This window comes from Agrobacterium sp. 5Ca50 (assembly GCF_055381905.1).
The window spans coordinates 107,087-127,602 of sequence record NZ_AP026440.1; the positions used below are offsets into that span (position 1 = coordinate 107,087).

Annotated in this window: 19 protein-coding genes; 16 read left to right on the forward strand and 3 right to left on the reverse strand. The window is 55.4% G+C overall.

Translation table 11 applies throughout. From position 1 onward, the window contains the following. Positions 1 to 11: 11 nt before the first annotated feature. The 4 genes from ACZ5FM_RS22655 to ACZ5FM_RS22670 are packed head-to-tail and all read left to right on the forward strand — an operon-like array spanning position 12 to position 4,309. Positions 12 to 929, forward strand: a complete 918-nt coding sequence (locus ACZ5FM_RS22655; RefSeq protein ID WP_192489960.1) for an ABC transporter permease — start codon at positions 12 to 14, stop codon at positions 927 to 929. A gap of 2 nt (positions 930 to 931) precedes the next feature. After that, entirely contained in the window at positions 932 to 1,819 is an 888-nt protein-coding gene (locus ACZ5FM_RS22660; RefSeq protein WP_250983799.1) for an ABC transporter permease, read from the forward strand. 22 nt (positions 1,820 to 1,841) lie between these two features. Continuing rightward, the gene (locus ACZ5FM_RS22665) at positions 1,842 to 3,254 is read left to right on the forward strand and encodes an amidase (RefSeq protein WP_464041323.1); all 1,413 of its coding nucleotides are present in this window, start codon (positions 1,842 to 1,844) and stop codon (positions 3,252 to 3,254) included. Next, on the forward strand, positions 3,254 to 4,309 hold the full coding sequence (locus ACZ5FM_RS22670; protein WP_464041324.1) for an AbrB family transcriptional regulator: 1,056 nt from the start codon (positions 3,254 to 3,256) through the stop codon (positions 4,307 to 4,309). Before ACZ5FM_RS22665 ends, ACZ5FM_RS22670 begins: the two co-directional genes overlap by 1 nt. A gap of 31 nt (positions 4,310 to 4,340) precedes the next feature. Here the strand turns inward: ACZ5FM_RS22670 and ACZ5FM_RS22675 are convergent, their stop codons facing one another. Together ACZ5FM_RS22675 and ACZ5FM_RS22680 are read right to left on the reverse strand one after the other, a co-directional pair. Further along, positions 4,341 to 5,711, reverse strand: coding sequence for an amidase (locus ACZ5FM_RS22675; RefSeq protein ID WP_464041325.1), 1,371 nt, complete (start codon positions 5,709 to 5,711; stop codon positions 4,341 to 4,343). Positions 5,712 to 5,820: 109 nt separating this feature from the next. Next, entirely contained in the window at positions 5,821 to 6,750 is a 930-nt protein-coding gene (locus tag ACZ5FM_RS22680; protein WP_192489965.1) for a LysR family transcriptional regulator, read from the reverse strand. Positions 6,751 to 6,948: 198 nt separating this feature from the next. On the opposite strand from ACZ5FM_RS22680, the gene ACZ5FM_RS22685 reads away from it, so the two are divergent. The 8 genes from ACZ5FM_RS22685 to ACZ5FM_RS22720 are packed head-to-tail and all read left to right on the forward strand — an operon-like array spanning position 6,949 to position 13,770. Beyond that, complete coding sequence (locus tag ACZ5FM_RS22685) at positions 6,949 to 7,746, forward strand: substrate-binding periplasmic protein (protein WP_464041326.1); 798 nt, start codon at positions 6,949 to 6,951, stop codon at positions 7,744 to 7,746. 15 nt (positions 7,747 to 7,761) lie between these two features. Then, the gene (locus tag ACZ5FM_RS22690; protein ID WP_464041327.1) at positions 7,762 to 8,409 is read left to right on the forward strand and encodes an amino acid ABC transporter permease; all 648 of its coding nucleotides are present in this window, start codon (positions 7,762 to 7,764) and stop codon (positions 8,407 to 8,409) included. Further along, a complete protein-coding gene (locus ACZ5FM_RS22695) occupies positions 8,406 to 9,185 on the forward strand; it encodes an AroM family protein (protein WP_464041329.1) in 780 nt (259 codons plus the stop codon). The genes ACZ5FM_RS22690 and ACZ5FM_RS22695 overlap by 4 nt, the downstream gene beginning before the upstream one ends. Further along, positions 9,182 to 9,835, forward strand: a complete 654-nt coding sequence (locus tag ACZ5FM_RS22700; RefSeq protein ID WP_259148150.1) for an ABC transporter permease subunit — start codon at positions 9,182 to 9,184, stop codon at positions 9,833 to 9,835. Before ACZ5FM_RS22695 ends, ACZ5FM_RS22700 begins: the two co-directional genes overlap by 4 nt. Then, positions 9,832 to 10,647 carry an amino acid ABC transporter ATP-binding protein gene (locus tag ACZ5FM_RS22705; RefSeq protein WP_464041330.1) on the forward strand — a complete coding sequence of 272 codons (816 nt, stop codon included), beginning with the start codon at positions 9,832 to 9,834 and terminating at the stop codon, positions 10,645 to 10,647. Before ACZ5FM_RS22700 ends, ACZ5FM_RS22705 begins: the two co-directional genes overlap by 4 nt. Before the next feature lie 46 nt (positions 10,648 to 10,693). Further along, the gene (locus ACZ5FM_RS22710) at positions 10,694 to 12,055 is read left to right on the forward strand and encodes a dihydroorotase (protein WP_464041331.1); all 1,362 of its coding nucleotides are present in this window, start codon (positions 10,694 to 10,696) and stop codon (positions 12,053 to 12,055) included. A 17-nt stretch (positions 12,056 to 12,072) separates the two neighbouring features. After that, positions 12,073 to 12,999, forward strand: coding sequence for a dihydrodipicolinate synthase family protein (locus tag ACZ5FM_RS22715; protein WP_464041332.1), 927 nt, complete (start codon positions 12,073 to 12,075; stop codon positions 12,997 to 12,999). Positions 13,000 to 13,011: 12 nt separating this feature from the next. Then, positions 13,012 to 13,770 (forward strand): SDR family oxidoreductase, encoded by a 759-nt coding sequence (locus ACZ5FM_RS22720; protein WP_464041333.1) that lies wholly within the window; start codon positions 13,012 to 13,014, stop codon positions 13,768 to 13,770. Positions 13,771 to 14,138: 368 nt separating this feature from the next. On the opposite strand, the gene ACZ5FM_RS22725 is transcribed toward ACZ5FM_RS22720, so the two are convergent. Next, positions 14,139 to 15,272, reverse strand: coding sequence for an ROK family transcriptional regulator (locus tag ACZ5FM_RS22725; RefSeq protein ID WP_464041334.1), 1,134 nt, complete (start codon positions 15,270 to 15,272; stop codon positions 14,139 to 14,141). Between the two features lie 341 nt (positions 15,273 to 15,613). Here ACZ5FM_RS22725 and ACZ5FM_RS22730 point away from each other — a divergent pair, with 341 nt between their 5' ends. From ACZ5FM_RS22730 to ACZ5FM_RS22745, 4 genes are all read left to right on the forward strand, one after another. Beyond that, positions 15,614 to 16,558, forward strand: coding sequence for an ABC transporter substrate-binding protein (locus tag ACZ5FM_RS22730; protein ID WP_312948065.1), 945 nt, complete (start codon positions 15,614 to 15,616; stop codon positions 16,556 to 16,558). Positions 16,559 to 16,671: 113 nt separating this feature from the next. Further along, positions 16,672 to 17,751, forward strand: coding sequence for an ABC transporter ATP-binding protein (locus ACZ5FM_RS22735; RefSeq protein ID WP_464041335.1), 1,080 nt, complete (start codon positions 16,672 to 16,674; stop codon positions 17,749 to 17,751). After that, positions 17,751 to 19,433, forward strand: a complete 1,683-nt coding sequence (locus tag ACZ5FM_RS22740) for an ABC transporter permease (protein ID WP_464041336.1) — start codon at positions 17,751 to 17,753, stop codon at positions 19,431 to 19,433. Before ACZ5FM_RS22735 ends, ACZ5FM_RS22740 begins: the two co-directional genes overlap by 1 nt. Before the next feature lie 82 nt (positions 19,434 to 19,515). Further along, positions 19,516 to 20,481, forward strand: a complete 966-nt coding sequence (locus ACZ5FM_RS22745) for a PP2C family serine/threonine-protein phosphatase (RefSeq protein WP_464041337.1) — start codon at positions 19,516 to 19,518, stop codon at positions 20,479 to 20,481. Positions 20,482 to 20,516: the final 35 nt, after the last annotated feature.

The window sequence follows — 20,516 nt, forward strand, 5'->3', positions numbered from 1 at the left end:
GACGAACAGAGATGGCTTATTACATCGCCCGAAGACTAGGCCTTGCCATACTGGTGATGCTGACCATTTCCTTCCTGAGTTTTGTGATGCTCAAGATGTCTGGTGATCTGGCGATTTCACTTGCAGGCGAGGGAAGTGGTGCCGACTATGTCGACTTTCTTCGCAAGACATATGGCTGGGACAAGCCGCTGATCGCGCAATACTGGGATTGGCTTCTTCGGGCACTGCAGGGTGATATCGGTACTTCGTTCTATTACGGCAGTCCTGTCGTCACACTGGTCCTCGATAGAATGCCAGCAACTTTGGCACTGGGAGCCATTGCGATCGTCATGGCACTGGCCATGGCTATTCCTCTTGGCATGGCCGCCGGTCGTGCGCCTGGCGGGATGGTGGATCGCATAGCCTTGTTCATTGCGCTTCTCGGCGTTTCGACACCGATTTTCTGGCTCAGCTTCATCCTTATTCTGGTGCTCGGGTTACAGTTCGCTGTGCTGCCGATCTCAGGCGGCGGTTCGTTCAAGCACCTGCTAATGCCGGCAATGGCGCTTGCGTTCTACTCGATGCCTGCCATCATCCGTATTTCTCGCGCAGGCATGATCGAAGTGATGCGTTCCGACTATATCCGCACCGCGCGCGCCAAGGGCCTGCGCCCGTGGCAGATTTATCTGCACCATGCTCTTCGCAACACGCTGGTTCCGGTTGTCGCTGTAGCCTCCGTCCAATTCGGCTTCCTGCTGGGTGGTTCTGTTGTCGTAGAGAATATTTTTGCAATTCACGGGATCGGATACCTGACCTGGGAGGCCATCAACCAGAATGACTACCCCGTCGTTCAGGCAGCGCTTCTGGCAGTGTCCTCCGCTTACGTCGTCCTGACGCTTCTGGCCGACCTCATCAACGTGATGATCGATCCCCGTATCAGATTGGACTAAACATGCGCCTGCATATGACTGAAAACACACCAACAGCGCGCCTCTGGAAAGGTCCCCGTATTCCTGTCGGTCGATGGGGTCTGACAACGGGGGCGGTCATTATCGGGCTGATTGCCATAGTCGCAATCCTAGCACCATGGATCGCGCCTCACTCACCATATGAGCAGTCGTTGACCGACCGCCTTATCCGTCCTGTCTTCATGGAAGGTGGCAACTGGAACCATATTTTGGGGACTGATCACCTCGGCCGGGATTATCTCAGCCGTCTGATCTATGGAGCAAGGCTGTCGATTATCATCGGCTTTGGTACCATCCTGCTTTCGGCGGTCATGGGCATCGGTCTTGGCCTTTTGGGCGGATTCTTTGGTGGCCGTATCGATATGGCCGTCATGTTTTTGCTGACGGTCCGCCTCAGCCTTCCCATCATGCTTGCCGCGATTTCGCTGGTCGGCCTGCTTGGCAATTCGTTGCCTCTGATGATGCTCATTCTCGCCTGTTTTCTGTGGGATCAGTTTCTTGTGGTGACACGGTCCCTGACCATGCGTTATCGCAATGCCGAGTTTGTTCTGGCGGCACGCGCTGCTGGACTATCCAATTTCCGCATCATGACTGGTGAAATCCTCCCAAACCTTGTGAGCCCGCTGATTGTTGTCGGCACGCTTGAGATGGCCCATGCCATTCTTCTTGAGGCGGCTCTTTCGTTCCTCGGTCTCGGCATTCGACCACCCGACAGTTCTTGGGGCCTGATGATCGCGGAAGCGAAAGACTTCGTGTTCTTCGAATCCTGGCTCGTCAACATTCCCGGTCTGGCAATTTTTGTGCTGGTCGTTGGAATAACCTTTTTAGGCGAGGGATTGCGCAGTCTTCTTGCACCCGATGCCTCGCAATAACCGTCAGATCAGAGTGAACAGTATGACCAAAGATATCTATCGCATGACCCTTCGGGAAATGGGTGAAAGCCTGCGGGATGGAAGCCTGACCGCGATTGCAGTCGTGGATCATTATCTTGAGCGGATCGAGAGGATCGATCCTGCACTGAATGCTTTCGTTTATCTGGATAAAGACAGTGCACGCGGCGCAGCCGCGCAAGCCGATGTGCGGTTCAGCGCCGGTGAGCCGCTTGGTCCGCTTGACGGCATTCCTGTTGCAGTCAAGGATAACCTCCTGATCGCTGGCATGCCATGCGTATGGGGTACGCGGCTTTTTGAAAACTTTAGCGCAGAGACCGACGAACTGCCCGTTCAGCTGTTGCGTGAGGCGGGCGCGGTTATTCTCGGCAAGACGAATGTCCCGGAATTTACATTGCGCGGCTTTACGGGAAATCCGGTCTTCGGCTCGACAGGCAACCCGTGGAACCCGGCGCTGACCCCAGGTGGATCCAGTGGTGGATCGGTGGCAGCGGTTGCTGGCGGACTTGCGCCCTATTCCATCGGCACCGATGGCGGAGGCTCGATTCGACGTCCTGCCGGTTATACAGGGATCGTTGGCTTGAAGCCTTCAATTGCCCGTATACCACGTAACAATGGCCTATTGCCGCTGCTTTCCGACTGCGAGGTTGTTGGGCCAATTGCTCGGACAAGCGATGATATTCGCGTAATCATGAGTGTGATCGGTCATGCAACCAGTGAGGATCAGCGGTCATATGGTTTCCGGCCAATATCTCTGGAGGCAGAAGAACCAAAAGCATTGCGTATTCTGTTTGTAGAACGTTTCGGAGAAGCACCTGTCGATCCCGAGATCGTTGCTCTATGCTCAGCATCTGTTGATGTCATGCAACGCCTTGGCCATCAGATAACACGTGGATCATTGCCACTGGACCTTGGGCCGATCTCAAATGGCTGGCAAATACTGGCAAATGCAGGATTGGCCAAGCTCGCGCAGGACATGCCATGTTTCTTCGATCTGGTCTCACCGGCATTTGCAGATCAGGCAAGGGCAGGTGCCAAACTCTCTGCCAGCGATTATGTCGGGTTTATTGAAACGATCAATGTTTTCCGCTTCGCGGCGGGCAAATTGTTCGAAGATTTCGATGTCGTCATAACGCCGTCCTCTGCTGCTCATCCATGGCCGCGAGACACGCAGTTTCCCCCCGTTATCGATGGAAAGGATGCGGGTCCCCGTGGTCACGCAATTTTCACCAACTGGGTGAATGCATGCGGGCATCCGGGCATTTCGCTACCCGCAGGCTGGAACAGCGACAATATGCCCGCGGGCTTGCAGGCTGTTGGGGCCTATGGCGCGGATGATCTGCTTCTGGATTTTGCAACACAATTCGAGAAGGCTCAGCCCTGGGCTGATCGCTGGCCAGCATTGGCAACAGTCTGATGTCATCCATCCGTACGAGTTTGTTCGACCGGAAATTGATTGTCCGGGTGTTGGAGACATTGGCTGTAGGTGCATTAGGCGGGGGGCTTCTCGAGCTTTCCGGCTTCCCTGCCGGATGGCTGTGCGGCTCTATGCTTGCAGTCATCATCGCCGTGTTCGCAGGCAGACCTTTACGAGTTCCAGATGGATTTCGTGGTGCAGCGTTCATCTTGCTAGGCTCCTCCATGGGGGCGGGCATAACACCGGAAATGCTGGTCAAACTCGAAAAGTGGCCTGCCAGCATAGCCCTCTTGGGTATTTCGGTGGCGGCAACCATGGTTGTCGGGACACAGTATCTCATCCGTCGGCATGGCTGGGATCTGGCATCGGCGCGATTGAGTTCTGTCCCGGGGGCACTTTCGGCTGTTTTGGCAATTGCAGGCGACAGCAAGGGGGATCTTGTCAAGATCACCATCAGCCAGACTTTGCGGCAAATCGTTCTGGTTTCACTTGTGCCGTTGCTGATCTATGTCAGTCCGGCAGGGCCTATGCAAGTCGACATCCGGCTGGCCTCGGTATTTGATATCGGAGTGATGCTTGTGGCTGGCGGCATTGGTGGTCTCATCTGCGCCAGATTACGCATTCCCGGTGGCCTCTTGCTTGGCGCTCTTCTGGCCAGCGGTTCATTGCATGCAACCGGGATCGTCGAAGGCGTACTTCCTGCTCCAATATTGATCGTGGCCTATATTGTCGTTGGCTCTGCCATCGGTGCAAGACTTCGTGGTACAAGCCTGCCAGCTATCATAGCACTTTGCGGACCGGCACTTGGAAGCATTGCTTTTGCGATTGTTATTGCTGGCTTTTTCGCAGCGCTGGCGGCTTTTTTGACAGGATTGCCATTCAACGAGATCTGGCTGGCTTTTGCACCGGGTGGCGTTGAGGCCATGACCGTGCTTGCCTTTGCCCTCAACCTGGATCCGAGCTTTGTCAGTTCGCATCATCTCATCCGGCTTGTCGGTCTGATGGTGTTGAGTCCCGTCTGGACAATTGGACTAGGGCGCGGCGGTCAATCCTGAAACCGCCACGCCCGCTTCTGTTTTTTCGTGATTAGATATTCGGCCAGCGAGCCGCCCAGGGGAACTCTTGTTCATAAGCTGCGGCCACCGAGAGCAGGTCCCAGTCACCGCCGAAGGGTGCGATGACCTGGAAACCGATTGGCATGCCATCGGATGCAGGATCGCATGGAATACTAATGCCTGGAAGACCGGCGGAATTCACGAAGCCTGTGAAGGCCCGGTGATAAGGTGGTCCGAATTCCTCTGCTTTCCATGGCATTGCGCCTGCAGACGGGGTCATGATGAAGTCATAAGTTTCGAATGCGACGGCGAGCTGCGCGTAGATTTCCCTGAACGCCATCAGTGCATCGACATAGTCGATCGCAGAGAGCGACTTGCCTTTTTCGATCATCGGCGGATAGGCGGTCCCAATTTTACCTTCCCAATCCGTATCTTTCAGCAGCCATGCAAGTCCGGAACCGCCGATTGCCGGCCAATGTTTCTCGAAGAGCGCAACATCGAAGGGAGCCGCGCCGGTTTCGACTTTAAAGCCAATCGACGCCAGATTTTCGGCTGCCTTGGCACAGGAAATACGGATGGGTTCTTCAACAGGCATGTCGGCTAGCTGTGGGACATAGAGGACTTTCAAGCCCTTGCGCGCAGGTGTGAGTTTACCCTTTGTAAAGCCGTAGGATGACCGGTCGTGCGGGTGCGGTCCTTCGACAGCCGATAATGCCAGGGCGACATCTGCGACCGTGCGCGCTATGGGCCCGATGATTTCGAAGTCATGCAGGATTTGTGGCAGTCCGTTGATGCGCGCGACGCGACCGGTCGAAGGTTTGAGGCCAACAAGTCCGTTATGGGCTGCCGGACGGCGAATGGAGCCACCGCCATCGGTTCCGAAAGCAATTGGTGCGACACCGGAAGCCGTTGCAGCAGCGCCGCCGCCTGTGGAGGCACCGCTGGTTAGTTCCGGGTTCCATGGGTTGCGCGTCGTGCCAAAAGCCAACGTGCTGACATTGCCGCGGCCGAGTGTGAACTCCGAAACATTGGTCTTGCCAAGAATGACAGCGCCCTGTGCTCTGATCCGTGCGACGGGCAATTCATCTTCAGGCGAAATCTGATCGACGAACAAATTGCTGCCCCAGGCACAACGCAGGTCCTTCACATGGATATTGTCCTTGATAGTGACTGGAATACCGTCGAAGTCGCCGAGTGGTTGCCCTTGCGCAAAGCGCTTGTCGCTTTCAGCCGCAGCCTTTCTTGCGCCATCGACGTCCATCGTTGCGAACAAATTAAGGTTGGGATTGACGGTTTCGTTGCGCTTGAGAACCTCTTCAAGAACGGCGGTCGGTTGCAGCTCGCCTTTTCTGTATGCCGAGTGCAGCTCGGATGCGGAATAGGACCATAGCGGTTTACTCATTTTTTCTTCCTCAGAAATGCCGGTTTTTGATGTGGCAAAGCTGAAGGGGAGCGGGGGGGATGTCCAATAAGAAACGCGGATAAAGGCATAGGCTATTACTAATGTCGGATTAGTTCGGTTTTGCGGATATGCCAAGTTCGTTCAGGTGTTTCGCGAAACCACGCATCTCTTCGCGAACCTGGGTAAGAAAAGATTTGGCCAGAGGCGAAAGTCCTGGTTTTTTCAAATACACAGCAACCAGTGATCTGCGGATCTCCGGCTTGAAGGCGGCGACGGCAAGATCATCGTTTCCGCGTGGAGACAGTACGAAAGGTAGGGTGATGGCTATGCCCAGACCCTGCCTTACAAGGTCCGCTGACACCACGGAGAGGTTAGTGGTCAGAAAGCTGCTTTCATTGGTGTTACGGTCGAAAGACATGCGTACATCGAATTCCTGACGTACCTGCTGACCGAAAGTTATGACAACTTCGTCTTTCAGCGCTTCCGGTGTCAACACTGGAGTGCCTGCCAATGGGTGATGCGCTGGCATTAGGCATATCATTTCCGTTGCCATCAACGGTCTCACAACCATGTCAAGATGTTCGACAGGCAGAAAGGTAAAGCCGATATCGGCAGAACGATCCTGAACCCGTCTTGTAACTTCACGGCTGGAATAGGCCTCGATGCTGATGCGCGTCTGCGGATGGGCGTCCTTCAGCCGGCTCAGAGACTGTGGCAGAATCCATCCAGTCAGGGGGTGGACCGTTGCAATCGAAAGACTGTTATCCTGTTCTCCGCGCAGTCTTGCGGCACGCTCTCGCAGGGCCTGCATATTATCGAGAACGTCTTCCATGTTTTTCAGTAGCAACTCTGCATTCGCGGTCAGCTTTAGCGGACCGTTCCCACGAATGATTAGTTCAACCCCGAGCTGGTTTTCCAAATCCCTTAGCGCTTGACTGACCGAGGGTTGGGTTATGCGTAAGAGCCTCGCCGTCTCGGTGACGCTCATGACGCGGGAGAAAAGCCGGAAAACTTCCAGATGCCGAAGATTCGGGTTCATGTGCACTCCAGAGCAATCGTTGCCTCCCGCTCAGACCATAGGCATTTTCCTATGAAAATATAGAAGGAAAATATTGGACGCACAGTAGATCATGGTCTCCAATCCGGTCACGGGAAGGCGCCATGCAGCAAGAGATGCACACCGTTAAAGGTCTTGGCTCTGGCTTTTCCTCAATAACAAAACAAGGGAACTCCATTCATGCTTCCACGACTATTCGCTCTTGCTATTCCTCTTTCTACGTCCCTGGCGCTCGCGTCGACCGCTTGCGCGCAGGAACTTGCCTATGCTTCCAAACTTGTTTCGCCGGGAACGATTACCATTGCCACGACCGGAAATGCTCCTCCCATGACCACGATGGGTGGCGATGGTACGCTTACCGGTTTTGACGTGGAGCTTTGCCGCACAGTGGCCACCGGCCTGAAGCTGAAAACTGAGTTCGTGCGTGTCGATTTTGCCGCGACAATCCCCGGCCTGAAAAGCGGGCGGTTCGACATGATCTGCTCTGCGACTGCCCGTACCCCACAGAGGCTCGCATCGCCCGATCTGTTCATGACCGAGCCGACGGTCGAGAATTTTTCAACCCTGCTGGTCAAAGCTGAGGGTGCAACGATTGCTGCGGTCGGTGACGCCAAGGGCAAGACCATCGGGGTCGTGCGTGGCGGTCAGGAAGGCAAGCTGCTGTCCGATTTATTCGGTGAAGACGTCACGGTCACGACGTATCCCGGGATTGCCGAGGAAATACTCGATCTCAAGAATGGTCGTATCGATGCCGTTGCGATCAACTACGTCACCGCCAGCCATCATGTTCACGGTGCTCCGGCGCTGAAGATTCTTGTACCCGGTTTCGAACGTGATGGCGTTTCTCCTTACACCCATGCGTTGATCGTTAGCCGTAGTCAGCCAGAACTGCTGAAAGCGGTGAATGGTGAACTGGCGCGAATGAAACAGAGTGGTGAACTCGCCAAGCTCGAAGAGACCTGGATTGGTCGTAACTGATAGCGGGCAACGATCATGGATTTCGGTTTTCTCGTTGAGAGCCTGCCCATCCTTTTGCGGGCAGCCTGGACAACTGCGTGGCTGACAGCCGCTACGCTCGTCTTGTCCACGATCGTCGCTCTGCCTCTTGCCGTATGCGGTCTTCGCAGACCCGGACGGTTGTCGCGCGTCATTCAGGCCTGCAGCACACTGATGCGTTCTGTGCCGACACTCGTGATCCTGTTTCTGGTCTATTACGGCCTGCCAGAGATTGGAATTGTTCTACCCGCGCTGGTCACAGCACTGGCAGGACTTATGCTTTCGGCGGTTGCCTATACGATGGAAATATTTCGGTCAGGATTAAAATCGGTCGATCCTGGGCAATACGAGGCAGCAAGTGCGCTTGGTATTCCTGCATGGAGGGTATGGATTTGGATCATCTATCCTCAAGCATTGCCTGTTGTCGTTCCCACATGGCTTTCGAACGCAACGCTAATCCTGAAGGGTACATCGGTCGCCTCGATCATCACAATCCCCGAACTCACAGCCAAGGCCAACGAACTCGTCGCCGAGAGCTACCGGCCATTTGAAATCCTGCTATCGACTGCCGCAATCTATATCCTGCTTGGTGGTTTTCTTTCCCTAATTGCACGGGCCTCCGTGCGCCGATGGAGTCCAAAATGAGCGCCAGCCAACTAAATCAACCGAAAATAGGTTTTGTTAGTCTCGGGCAGGGGCCGCGTCTTGATCTGGACAACTATCACCAACGCCTGCTGGAGCAGACGGGTATCAAGGCACGCGTCATTTGGAGACATGTCCTTGATGGGCTTTCTCACGAGGCGCTGGCGTCTATGGCTGCGAAAGATGGCACGCCTGCTATTCGCTCCAATCTGCGGCAGTCGGGTGAGCATGGCGCTCTGGGTCCGGGTTGGACTGCACGTTGGTTTAACCGTGACAGTTTCATACCGCTGGTTCAGGACGCCATCGATGATCTGGAAGTAAAAGACGGTGTTGATCTGACCATCATTTGTGCTGCCGAGGAGTTTCCTGCTGCAAGCTTTCGATCAAACCGTCCGGTTGTCTTGCCAAGCATTGCGATGGCTGCCTATGGGCAATTACTGGCAAACACCAAACCAACTGCAACTTTAGGACTTCTTGTTTACGGAGACCGCCAACGCCAGCAACAACAGGATGGATGGGCAGCCAAGACCTGGGCAGGTGACCTTAGTCTCGTCTTTTGCGGTCATGGCAACAACCTCGACGCTGCTGCCGAAGAGTTCCGGTCAACCATACCTGATCTGATCCTGGTCTGGGCTTATGGCGCCGGTGTCGGGCAAGGAAAAGATGGTGCTGAAAGTCTCTCGCTGAAACTCGGCGTTCCCGTTATTTCGGCAGCCGTTGCGTCGATTTCAATGGCCGCAAAATTGCTTCCGAGGGCGAGCGAGAAGGTCAGTTCATGATCGCTATATGGTCAACAGTTCTCAATCTTGCACCATCAGTGGCGAGTGCAACACTCAATGCCTTGTTTCTCTTGGTGACAACCGTATTTCTATCAAGCTTTTTGGCTGTCTGGTTGACGGTTGCGGATATTGCTGCGCCGAAAGCCCTGCGCCTTTTTATTAGGCTTTACAGCTGGCTTGCACAAACTACGCCACCACTCATCCTGCTGTTTTTGGCGTTTTATGGATCGACCGCATTTGGATGGTTTATCTCGCCAATGACGGCTGCTGTCATTGCCTTCGTGCTTTTTGCGACAGCTTATTATTTCGAGATATTCCGAGCGAGCTATAACGGCGTTCCGCAGGACCAGTTCGAAGCTGCATATGCGCTTGGCATTCCTCCGCTAAGCTTTGCCATAAAGGTAATAATTCCCCAGGTCGTCAGGATTGCCGCCGCACCGTTTATGGGGCGGACGACCGTTCTGTTCAAGGAGACCTCACTGGCGTCGGCGATATCGGTAAGCGAAATCATGAGCACTACCAGTGCCTTCATCTACTCGGGAGAGAACCCTTTGCTAATGGTCGCTGTCGCCGGTGCAATCTACGCGATTATCAACACATTCCTGATCACAATTGAAAAACGCTGTACTCGAAGGATGGCAATCGCATGAGTTCTGTTCACGCAATCGCGCATTCTTACACACCACGCTGGCCAGAAAAACCGGACCCTGTTCATGCTGTCGAGTTGCGCGGTGTCGGGCTTTCAATTGGCGAGCAGGGAATTTTGAACAATATCGATCTTGCCATTCGCGAGGCGACGACCACGGCGATCATTGGTCCCAGCGGATCAGGCAAGACCACTCTCCTGCGTTGCATCAATTATCTTGCACGGCCAACGACAGGTGAGGTCTGGGTTGGTGGACAGCTTGTGGGACATCGTGAGCGCAATAACAGGCTTGTTCCTGCTGGTGAGAGATTATTGCGCCACCACCGGCGACAGACAGGAATGGTTTTTCAGAAATTCAACCTGTTCCGTAACATGAGCATTCTTGAGAATGTCGCTTTTGCTCCTGTATGTTCGGGTATTTGCACCCGTGCGGAAGCCAACGATCGAGCGCGGCGTCTTGTTGCCCGCGTTGGATTGGCGCACAAGCTGGACAGCTTGCCTGAACAGTTATCCGGTGGCCAGCAACAACGCATAGCCATTGCACGTGCTCTTGCGATGGAGCCGAAGGTCATGCTCTTCGACGAAGCAACATCGGCTCTCGATCCAGAATTATCGCGAGAGGTTCTTCATCTTATGCAGGAGCTTGCAGAAGAGGGGATGACGATGATTGTTGTCACCCACGAAATGAGTTTTGCCCGCAACGTCGCCCACGAGGTGGTCTTCATGGAAAACGGGTCGATTTACACCAAGGCACCCCCGGCTGAATTGTTTTCCGAGCTTGCGCCGGAAAGGGTGCAAACGTTCCTTGCCGCATGATTGTGCCTGTTAAAGATCAATTTCCACCCAATGAAAGAATGGAAACATGACATTTTCTCTCGTTATCCGTGGCACTGCAGTTTTACCCGATGGTCTGCTTGAGCATGGATGGGTCGGTATACGCGATGGGAAGATCGCTGCACTTGGAACGGGCGAGGTGCCGGTGAGCGACGAGGTTTTCGACGCTGGTGACGATCTGATCATCCCGGGCGTCATCGACGGTCAGACGCATGCCTGCAGTTATGGTGGCTTGCCGGGCATTGCCTCTACGACGCGGTCTGCTGTCGCCGGTGGTATCACCACGATAGTCGACATGCCCTATGACAATCCCGATCCGCTCAACTCACTGGCAACGCTCAACGCCAAGATTGCCGCCATTGGCAAGCATGCCCACTCCAACGTTGCGCTGTATGGCACCGTCATGCCGGGTCAGTCGACGGATGAGATCGCCGGTCTGATTGCGGGTGGCGTTGTAGCCTTCAAGATTTCGACCTTTGAAAGCAGCCCGACGCGCTTTCCGCGTATATCTTCCAATCAGACGTTGGAAATTTTCAACGCGCTGGCGGATACTGACATTCCGCTTGGTGTCCACAATGAAGACCAGGAAATCGTGCGTGCGCACATCGCCGCAGCAAAGGCTGCAGGCCGTGATGGCATCGAGGCTCACTCGGAAAGCCGACCCGTGGCAGCCGAGATGGCGGCCACAGCGCAGTTCCTTGAGCTCGGTGCCGCCGCTGATGCCCATGCGCATATCGTGCATTTGACAACGACACGCGGGTTCGACATCGTCGAGAACTACGTCTCTGATGGTTATCGTTCAACCGGCGAACTGTGCGTGCATTATCTCTGGTTCGACCCTGACGCCGACGGACCGGCACTGGGCGCTAAGATGAAGGTCAACCCGCCGATCCGCCCCGGTCAGATCGACGCCCTGTGGGGCGACGTCATCTCCGGCCGGGTGGCTTTCGTCAGTTCGGATCATTCCTCCTGGCCGATCGACAACAAGTTCACACCATCGATCTTCGAGGCGGGCGCTGGCGTTCCCGGTCTTGAAACCCTGCTCCCGGCTTTCTTCACCGGGGCAGAACTGCGTGGCTATGATGCCGCCATGTTGACCGTCGAGCAACTGTGCGAACGCCCTGCCAAATTCTTTGGCCTGTGGCCCCAGAAAGGCACCTTGAGCGTTGGCGCTGATGCCGACATCGCCATTCTGAAGGCTGAACCGCAAGTATGGGACGCCGCCAAGGCGCATGACGAGTTGAACTGGAGCCCCTTCGACGGGCGTGAGTTCTCCGTCAAGGTTTCGCGAACATATGTCGGCGGAAAGCTGGCCTTCGACGGGACAAACGTCGTCAACGCAGCCGGCGACGGGCAGTATGTCGCCCGCGGCACATCCAGCTGGTTCTGAGCTTCGGAGAGACAGATATGACACTGATCAACAACGAGACATCGGGCGTCTTCGTGATTGCCTGCACACCGTTCACTGACAACGGCGCCATCGATGTGGCGAGCGTCGACAGAATGGTGGACTTCTATTACGACAAGGGCGCTGATGGTCTGACGATCCTCGGCATGATGGGAGAAGCGCCGAAGCTGACACAGGCAGAATCCATCGATATCACCCGCGAGACGATTGCCCGGTCGGCCGACAAACAGGTGGTGGTTGGCGTTTCCGCACCGGGTCTGGCCGCGATCGGCGAACTGACCAAGGCGGTGATGGACATGGGCGCTGCCGGTGTCATGGTCGCACCGCCATCCAGCCTGCGCACCGACGAGCAGATCATCGGTTACTACCGCAACGTCATCGAGACCATCGGCACCGATGTGCCCGTCGTGCTGCAGGACTTCCCGTTGTCTACCGGCGTGCAAATCTCGTCGCGGACACTTGGCGTGATCCTTGAGGCGCATCCGAGCATCGTCATGCTCAAGCATGAAGACTGGCCGGGTCTGCAGAAGATCACCGATCTGCGCGAGGCAGAAGCAAAGGGCCGTCGTCGCACGTCCATCCTGTGCGGCAATGCGGGCGTTTTTCTGCCGGAAGAAATGCAGCGCGGAGCCGATGGGGCGATGACCGGGTTTGCCTATCCGGAGATGATGGTCGAGGTCTGCCGCCTTTGCGATGAAGGCAAGCATGACAAAGCTCAGGACCTGTTCGACGCTTATCTTCCGTTGATGCGCTACGAACAGCAGCCGGGCCTTGGCCTTGCTATCCGTAAATATGTGCTGGCCAGACGCGGTGCCATCGCCAGCGCTGCACAGCGCCGTCCCGGCGTTTCTCTTAATGCCAAGGCCATCGCTGAAGTCGAACGACTGATCGAGCGTCAGGCACGCAAACTAGATGAACTGAAGTAAGGCATCGATACCATGGACTTTATGATTTCCGGCAAGACCGCACTCGTTCTCGGTGCCAGCCGCGGCCTGGGGGCCGCCATCGCCAAGGGACTGACCGCAGAGGGCGTCAAAGTTTTTGCCGCCGCCCGTAATGTCTCGGCGATGGAGGAGACCGAGAGCTTCATTCCGGTCAGCGTTGATCTTTCCGACGCCGCATCAGTGGCAGCGCTGATCACCACGATCAAAGCTGCCGGTGGCGTCGATATACTCGTCAACAACTCCGGTGGGCCGAAGGCTGGTCCTGCGGTCGGCCAGTCGAAAGACAGCTGGACAAACGCATTCGAAAGCATGGCGACTTCGATCTTCGCGGTCACCGATGCGATGCTGGAAGGCATGATCGACCGCAAGTGGGGCCGCATCATTACCATCGGGTCTTCCGGCGTTGTACAGCCCATACCCAACTTGGCGCTTTCCAATGGTGTGCGCGCCGCCGTGTCAGGCTGGTCGAAAACGCTGGCCGGTGAAGTTGCCCGTCACGGCATCACAGTCAACATGATCCTGCCCGGCCGGATCGACACCGACCGCGTGCGCGAACTGGATGCCGGCAAGGCCGAGAAGACCGCCAACACGGTCGAAGCCGTGCAGGAAGCATCGCGCGCCGAAATCCCGGCCGGTCGTTACGGAAAGCCGGAAGAATTCGCAGCCGTCGCGGTCTTCCTCGCCAGCGCACATGCAAGTTATGTCACCGGCTCTGCCATCCGCGTTGATGGCGGAATGATTAGGGGCACATGAAGAGTGCCGACTGAGTGCCTTCATGCTGAACGGTGCTGATCTGAGCCCTGATCGATCCGTTGGCCCCTGATGTTTGAGCCGTGAATTCATGTCATTTCATTATACGACCTCTGTACGGGCAAGAGTGCCTACACGGGAGCGTTCCATAAACAGTTTAAACATCAGGCGCTAATTATCCACGTCGGATGTCCAGGGTAGTGGCGACCACTCGATCCGGCTTTGGCAATGCGGGTTTGTACCTGTCAGAGGCGGTCGACTCTAAGGGGGGGGCGGATCGAGCGGAATTTCGTGCATTTCATGGTTCGCGGGGATTGAAGCTGGTCGCCATTCCGTTCAGAGCTGGATGTGCGCGCTTCCCGCGCATACCATCACGCCCAACCCTTCAAGGCTCTACCTGAGTAGTAGCTTGGCGTCGTCGCGCGGTAGAGTGGAATGGTCGCGGCTCCTAAATGCGGTACTTCGCTTAACTCCGATTTGCGGATTTCCGGTGGCTCAACGAAAAAGTCCTCACCGAGAGTTTCCAGCGATCCAAGCCTTTCGACAATTTCCGCTATGAGCCAGGCCGGCAACGACCCGCCAAAAACAATCGTGGAGGGATCGAGTGTTCTAGCAACAGTAAGCGCCAGGCTTCTAAGCTGATCCGTCGCGCGCTCCAACCACTGCATCACGACAGGGTGATCAGCGTAACTTTCGTCAATTTCACACAGCCGCTTAATGGTGATGCCATTGCTATCCAGAAGGTTGCAGAGGTCCTGCCCTGAGGGACGGTGATGTGATTTGGGAAAAAGGCCACCAAATTCGCCGGCATTACGGTTGCTACCTCGGTAGAGATGCCGCTGCACGACAACACCGCCTCCGATGCCATATGTCAGCCAGATCATTGCGAAGTTTGCGAGGTTACGGCCAACGCCGTAATAGAGTTCAGACAGTATCACCGCTTTACCATCATTCTCGTGATGTACCGGGTGATCGAAGAACGGCTGGAAATCTCTATCTACGTCAACGTCATGCCAGGCAGCAAACTGTGGGATCTGAAAAACGTGGCCCGGGTTGCGAGAGAAATGACCAGGAAATGACAGGCCGCAACCAAGAATTCTCCGCTTGTCGACCTTTGAAGTCCCAACAACCGTTCGCGCTGCCGGGGCTGCGATGTTCATAATGTGACGGAAGCTATGATCGCTCAAATCTTCGCGAATCTCGGCTCTGATTTTGCCATTGAGATCCGCCACGCAGATCCTCAAGTCGTCCGGATTGAAGTATACGCCAATTGTAAACAGTCCGTCGGGATCAAGCGTTAGTACGGTAGCTGGTTTACCTCTGCCGGAGCCAGGCCGGTGGGTCTCTGCCTCACGAATAAGGCCTTCTTCGAGCAGACTCGACGTAAGTCGTGTGAGGGTTGGAGCGGAGACGTCCATGTCCCGCGCGAGCTCGGTCCGTGACATGCCGCCGCGGCCGCGCAACATTTCGATCAATCGACGTTCGTTATAGCCGAGGTTAATCAAATCTGTCCCCTGTCTCACATCTCTTAATTTGCATAGCTTAGTTCACTAGACGTAGCATCTGATTTCTTTTTGCCCCTGCGTGGACCCCCACGAATTCGGTGGGGTGGGCGGGCTTTAAAATAGCAATAACAGCCACTTATTCAAATTGTGACAGTTTTGCGAAATCAGTCTTGACATATTTAATTACGTAATGAAAATTAATTGTAGCGCTGAATACGATTGATAGATCCAGGCAAACTGGACGCGGCAAATCGACATGCGCTTTCGGGAACCAAAACAATCTGGAGGCCACATTGGGCTATGTTCGTAATTTTGTGACCGCTCTCGCCACGAGTGCGGCTATGTTCGCTTCGCTGTCGGCTGCTCACGCTGACGGGACCGTTGTGGTCTACTCTGCAGCTCCCCAGCAGCTGATGGACGATTTGCTGCCAGCATTCGAGAAAAAGACCGGCACCAAGGTCGAACTCGTCAAAGCCGGTTCCGGTGAGTTGATGAACCGCATCAAGGCGGAGAGCGGCAAACCTGCAGCCGACGTTCTGTGGAGTGTTGATGGCACCGTCATCGATTTTTCTGCCGATCTCTTCCAGCCCTATGAGGCGAAGGAAGCTTCGGCAATCACTCCCTCGCTAGCGCCGAGCAAGAACTGGATCCCTTTTACAGCTGTTGTCACAGCATTCATCGTCAATCGTGATGCGCTAAAGGGTGCCCCGGCGCCCACGTCATGGGAAGATCTTGCCAAGCCGGAATATAAGGGACTGATCTCATCGGCTCGCGCCGACCAGTCCGGCTCGGCATATATTCAGCTATCGACCGTGCTTCAGCTTTTCAAGCCTGAAGAAAAAGGCTGGGAAATTTACAAGGGCATTCTCGCAAACACTGTCTTCTCAACATCCTCCGGTGCCGTACCGCGTTTCGTCAATGATGGTGAGCAGGCCATTGGCATTACCCTTGAAGACGCCGCGCTTCGTTACAAGCTTGGCAACGCACCGGTCGATATCGTCTATCCGAAGGAAGGCACAGCAATTGCTCCTGACGGTATGGCCATCGTCAAAGGGGCGCCGAACGCAGCAAACGGCGAAGCCTTCATCGACTTTATCGTCTCGAAGGAAGGCCAGGAAGTCGTCGCAAAGCATGGTCGTCGGCCGATCCGTGGTGACGTCGCAGCCAATGCTGCCCTCGTGCCGTTGTCTGAAGTTCCAGATGCAAAATACGACTTTGCATGGGCCGCGGAAAACCGCGATCAGGTCATGAAGGCCTGGAACGATGTCATGCTGGACATCCAGTAACATCAATGGACGGGCATGGCATGCTTGCCATGTCCGCTTCTCCCATTTGATCCGCCATTCCCATTCGTTCGTCCGCAGGCATTAAGACACCTGCCGGTCTACGGAGACGCTTTATGTCCGCTGTCGAAATCTCAAACATCCGAAAAAGTTACGGGGCGACCATCGCTCTTTCGGATATCAACATTTCCATTCCATCCGGCTCATTTTTCACACTGCTTGGTCCAAGCGGCTGTGGCAAGACCACACTTTTGCGCACAATCGCCGGGTTTCATCAGCAGGACAGCGGCAGCATTGCGATTGCCGATCAGCGCATTGAGAACGTGCCCGCGCACAAGCGCAATGTCGGCATGGTTTTCCAGGATTATGCGGTTTTCCCGCATATCAGCGTCGCTGACAACATCGCCTTCGGTCTGAAGCAACGTAAGGTTTCACGCAGTGAGATCGAGCGTCGCGTTGCAGACATTCTCGATGTCGTGCAACTGAAGTCCTACGCACAGCGTATGCCGCACGAATTGTCCGGGGGCCAGCAACAGCGTGTCGGCCTTGCACGTGCTCTCGTCATAAATCCGCAAGTTTTGCTGATGGACGAGCCACTCTCCAATCTGGATGCCAAGCTGCGTGTAGACCTGCGCCGCGAACTGCGCGCCATTCAGCAGTCGATGAATATCACGACCGTCTATGTCACCCACGACCAGGAAGAAGCGCTGGCGATGTCCGACTTCGTCTGCGTCATGTATGGTGGCGTCATCCAGCAGGCGGCGGCTCCCTGGGAAGTTTACAACAGTCCGGCCAACCGGTTTGTTGCGTCGTTCGTCGGCGCTAACAATTTCATGGCGCTGGCGGTAGAGGGTGCACAGGCAGCCATAGCAGGTACTGCTGTCGTGCTGCCACAACTGACAGGTGTTTCGACTAGCAAACCACTTGTCGCCTCAGTGCGTCCGGAATTCATCTCCGTCAATGCTCCAGCTGGCGATGATCTCATTCATCTCCCTGTAAAGATCCGTCAGGTCAGCTTTACTGGCCGCGAAATGGCTGTCGCTGCGGTCCTTGCCTCCGGCGAGGAAATCGAGGCAATCACCAAGCCGACGCCGGATATCATCGCGCTACATCCAAACGACGATGCCACGTTTGCATTCAACGCTCGCAGCGTGCAGCTTTTTGAGGACGGCGTGACCGGGGCGAGGATGTTCTGATGACTACAGCAACAGCCATATCCACTCCTGCTAGCCGCTTTAGAATGCCAGGTTTCTGGACGGTGATTACCGCGCTGGCCGTTATTCTTCTCGCGGTCTTTCTACTTCTGCCGATTGTCAATGTGCTTGCGATCAGCTTCTTCGATGCCTCAACCGGTGATTTCGGGATCTCCAACTATGTTCAGGTGCTGACCCGGCGCTTCTATACACTGGCTTTGTGGAACACGATTGTCATCGGCCTCTTGGGCATGCTCGGAGCCTGCCTGATCGGCATACCGCTCGCGTTTTGCACGTCCCGCTACCGCATTCGCGGCCGCGCGGTAATCGCGACCTTCGCAGTTCTGGTACTCTGCGCTCCACCGTTTATCGGCGCCTATGCCTGGATCATGCTGTTTGGCTCAAACGGTGCGGTTACAAACGCTCTGCAGGCTATTGGGCTACCCGCGCCGACCATTTATGGAATCCCTGGTATCGTTATGGTCTTCAGCCTGAAATTTTTTCCATACATCTACCTGATGACGGAGAATGCGCTGAACACAATCAACAAGTCTTACGAGGATGCCGCCGAGAACCTAGGCTGTACCGCGTTCCAGCGCTTCTACAAGGTTACGTTGCCGTTGATATTCCCGGCTGTGAGCACTGGTGCGATCATATGTTTCGTGCTGTCGATCGCCGATTTTGGAACGCCTGCCATTCTCGGTCGCGGCGTTCGGACGCTGGCAACCATCGCCTATGCGCAATACACTTCCGAAATGGGCGGTACGCCAACAATGGCGGTCACGGTATCGATGCTGATGATCGCAATTTCGATGATAGCACTTCTGCTGCAACGCCGTATTCTTTCCAAGCGTCGTTACGCCAGTGCCCTGACCAACCGCCCCGTAAAGAGGGCAATGTCGCCGCTGAAATCGCTTTTCGTGCACGGCTTCTGCTATCTGGTCGTCTTCATCGCCATGCTGCCAGCATTTACCGTTGTCTACACCTCGTTCCTTGAGACAAGCGGACCTGTTTTTACCGGCAATTTCGGGCTTGGCAGCTATGAGCGTATTCTTCGGGATTCTCCGCAGGCAATCTACAACAGTTTCCTGTTCTCGTTGGCGGCCGTGGCCATGATTGCCGTCGTCTCGGGCCTCTTGTCCTTCATCGTCGTTCGAAAGGATAATGTCGTCTCAGGTTCGCTCGATCTCGTCCTGATGGTGCCTTACCTGATCCCGGGTGTCGTCATGGCGATCGGCTATGTCGCGACGTTCCGTCATCCGCCGTTCGACATCACCGGCACTGCATTGATCATCATCCTTCTGGTCTTCATCCGGCGCCTGCCTTACGGCGTACGCTCAACGACATCGATCCTGCGTCAGATTAAACCTTCGATCGAGGAAGCGGCCGTTAACCTCGGAGCATCGCCAGCAAAAACCTTTGCCTCGGTGACCGTGCCGCTAATGATGCCAGGCCTCATCATCGGCTCGCTGATGAGCTTCATTACCGCCATCAACGAACTGTCGTCGACGCTCATTCTTTACACGTCGCGAACCGTCACTATGCCGGTGCTGATCTATGTACAGGTGATCGACGGTGAGTTTGGCACGGCCGCGGCTCTGTCAACCCTGCTGTTAGCCTCGACCGGACTCTGTGTCTTCATCGTTTTCCGTTTCTCGGATCGTAAGGAATCCGCGTTCGTCTGATCCCCGGCCTCGGCCAATCGACAGATCTGACCGACGTCTTGGGGCGCCGGGCGGACTGCTGTCGCCAACAGGACCTGCATTTATGAATATCGAAGCATTTTCACGCTCCAAATATAAGAACGGAACCAAGCCGGGTGATGATATCATTCTGATCGAGCCGGATACACTTCTGGCGGTCTTTGACGGCGCAACTGATCCAACAGGTGCGTTTTACAACGGGGAAAGTTCTGGCCGCATCGCAGCCCGAAGCGCTGCAAAATGCACTGCGCGTCTTGCCGCTTCAGGCAAGCTTGTTTCGGCCGCCGGCCGTGAGATATTTCAGGCGCTGAGCGACAGCGTCCGAGATGCAGCGATTGAGCGCAACATTGCCCATCCGCCATCGACGACGGCGGCAATCGTCGTCAGCGCCGGCGATCACTTTCGTCTCTTGGCACTCGGGGATACCGGCATTCGCATCAACGGTGAGACCATCTATCAGCATCACAAGCTGATCGATACGGTCAGTACCGCGGCGCGCATCGCCGTACATAGAGTTTTGTCGAACCGGATGCACGACAGCGACGAAGTCGAGATGGCGACGCGCAAGGTTATTTTTGACGGTCTTGATGCTGCCGTGCAGACAGGGCGTTTGACGGCGCAAGAGGCATCAACCGCCATCGCCGCCTCTGTCGCTGCTGCCGGGACAGCCCCCGAAATCGCCGAGACGTTTCTCAAGGGCGGCATCCGTACGCAATTCCATTACGCAAATAGCACGCAACCGCTTGGCTATGCGTCGATAAATGGCAAGGGCATCACAGTCGATGGTTTGACCGATGTCCTGTTATCCAAAAACGACGTTGCGAGCATCGAAATCTTTTCCGACGGCTATGTTTCGATCCCAACCAGTGGAATCCGGGTGGGTGACTGGGAGAAGGAATTCGAGCGGGTCGAAACCGTCGATTTTCACAAGACTGGTGCTTTTCCTGCGGTGAAGGGCTCCACCTCCGTCGAAAGCTGTGACGACAGGACAATTCTCTGCGCCATCCTTCCCCGATCTCTCACGAGTTGATCCGAAGAGCATCGTTGCCACCGGGCAACCAGGAT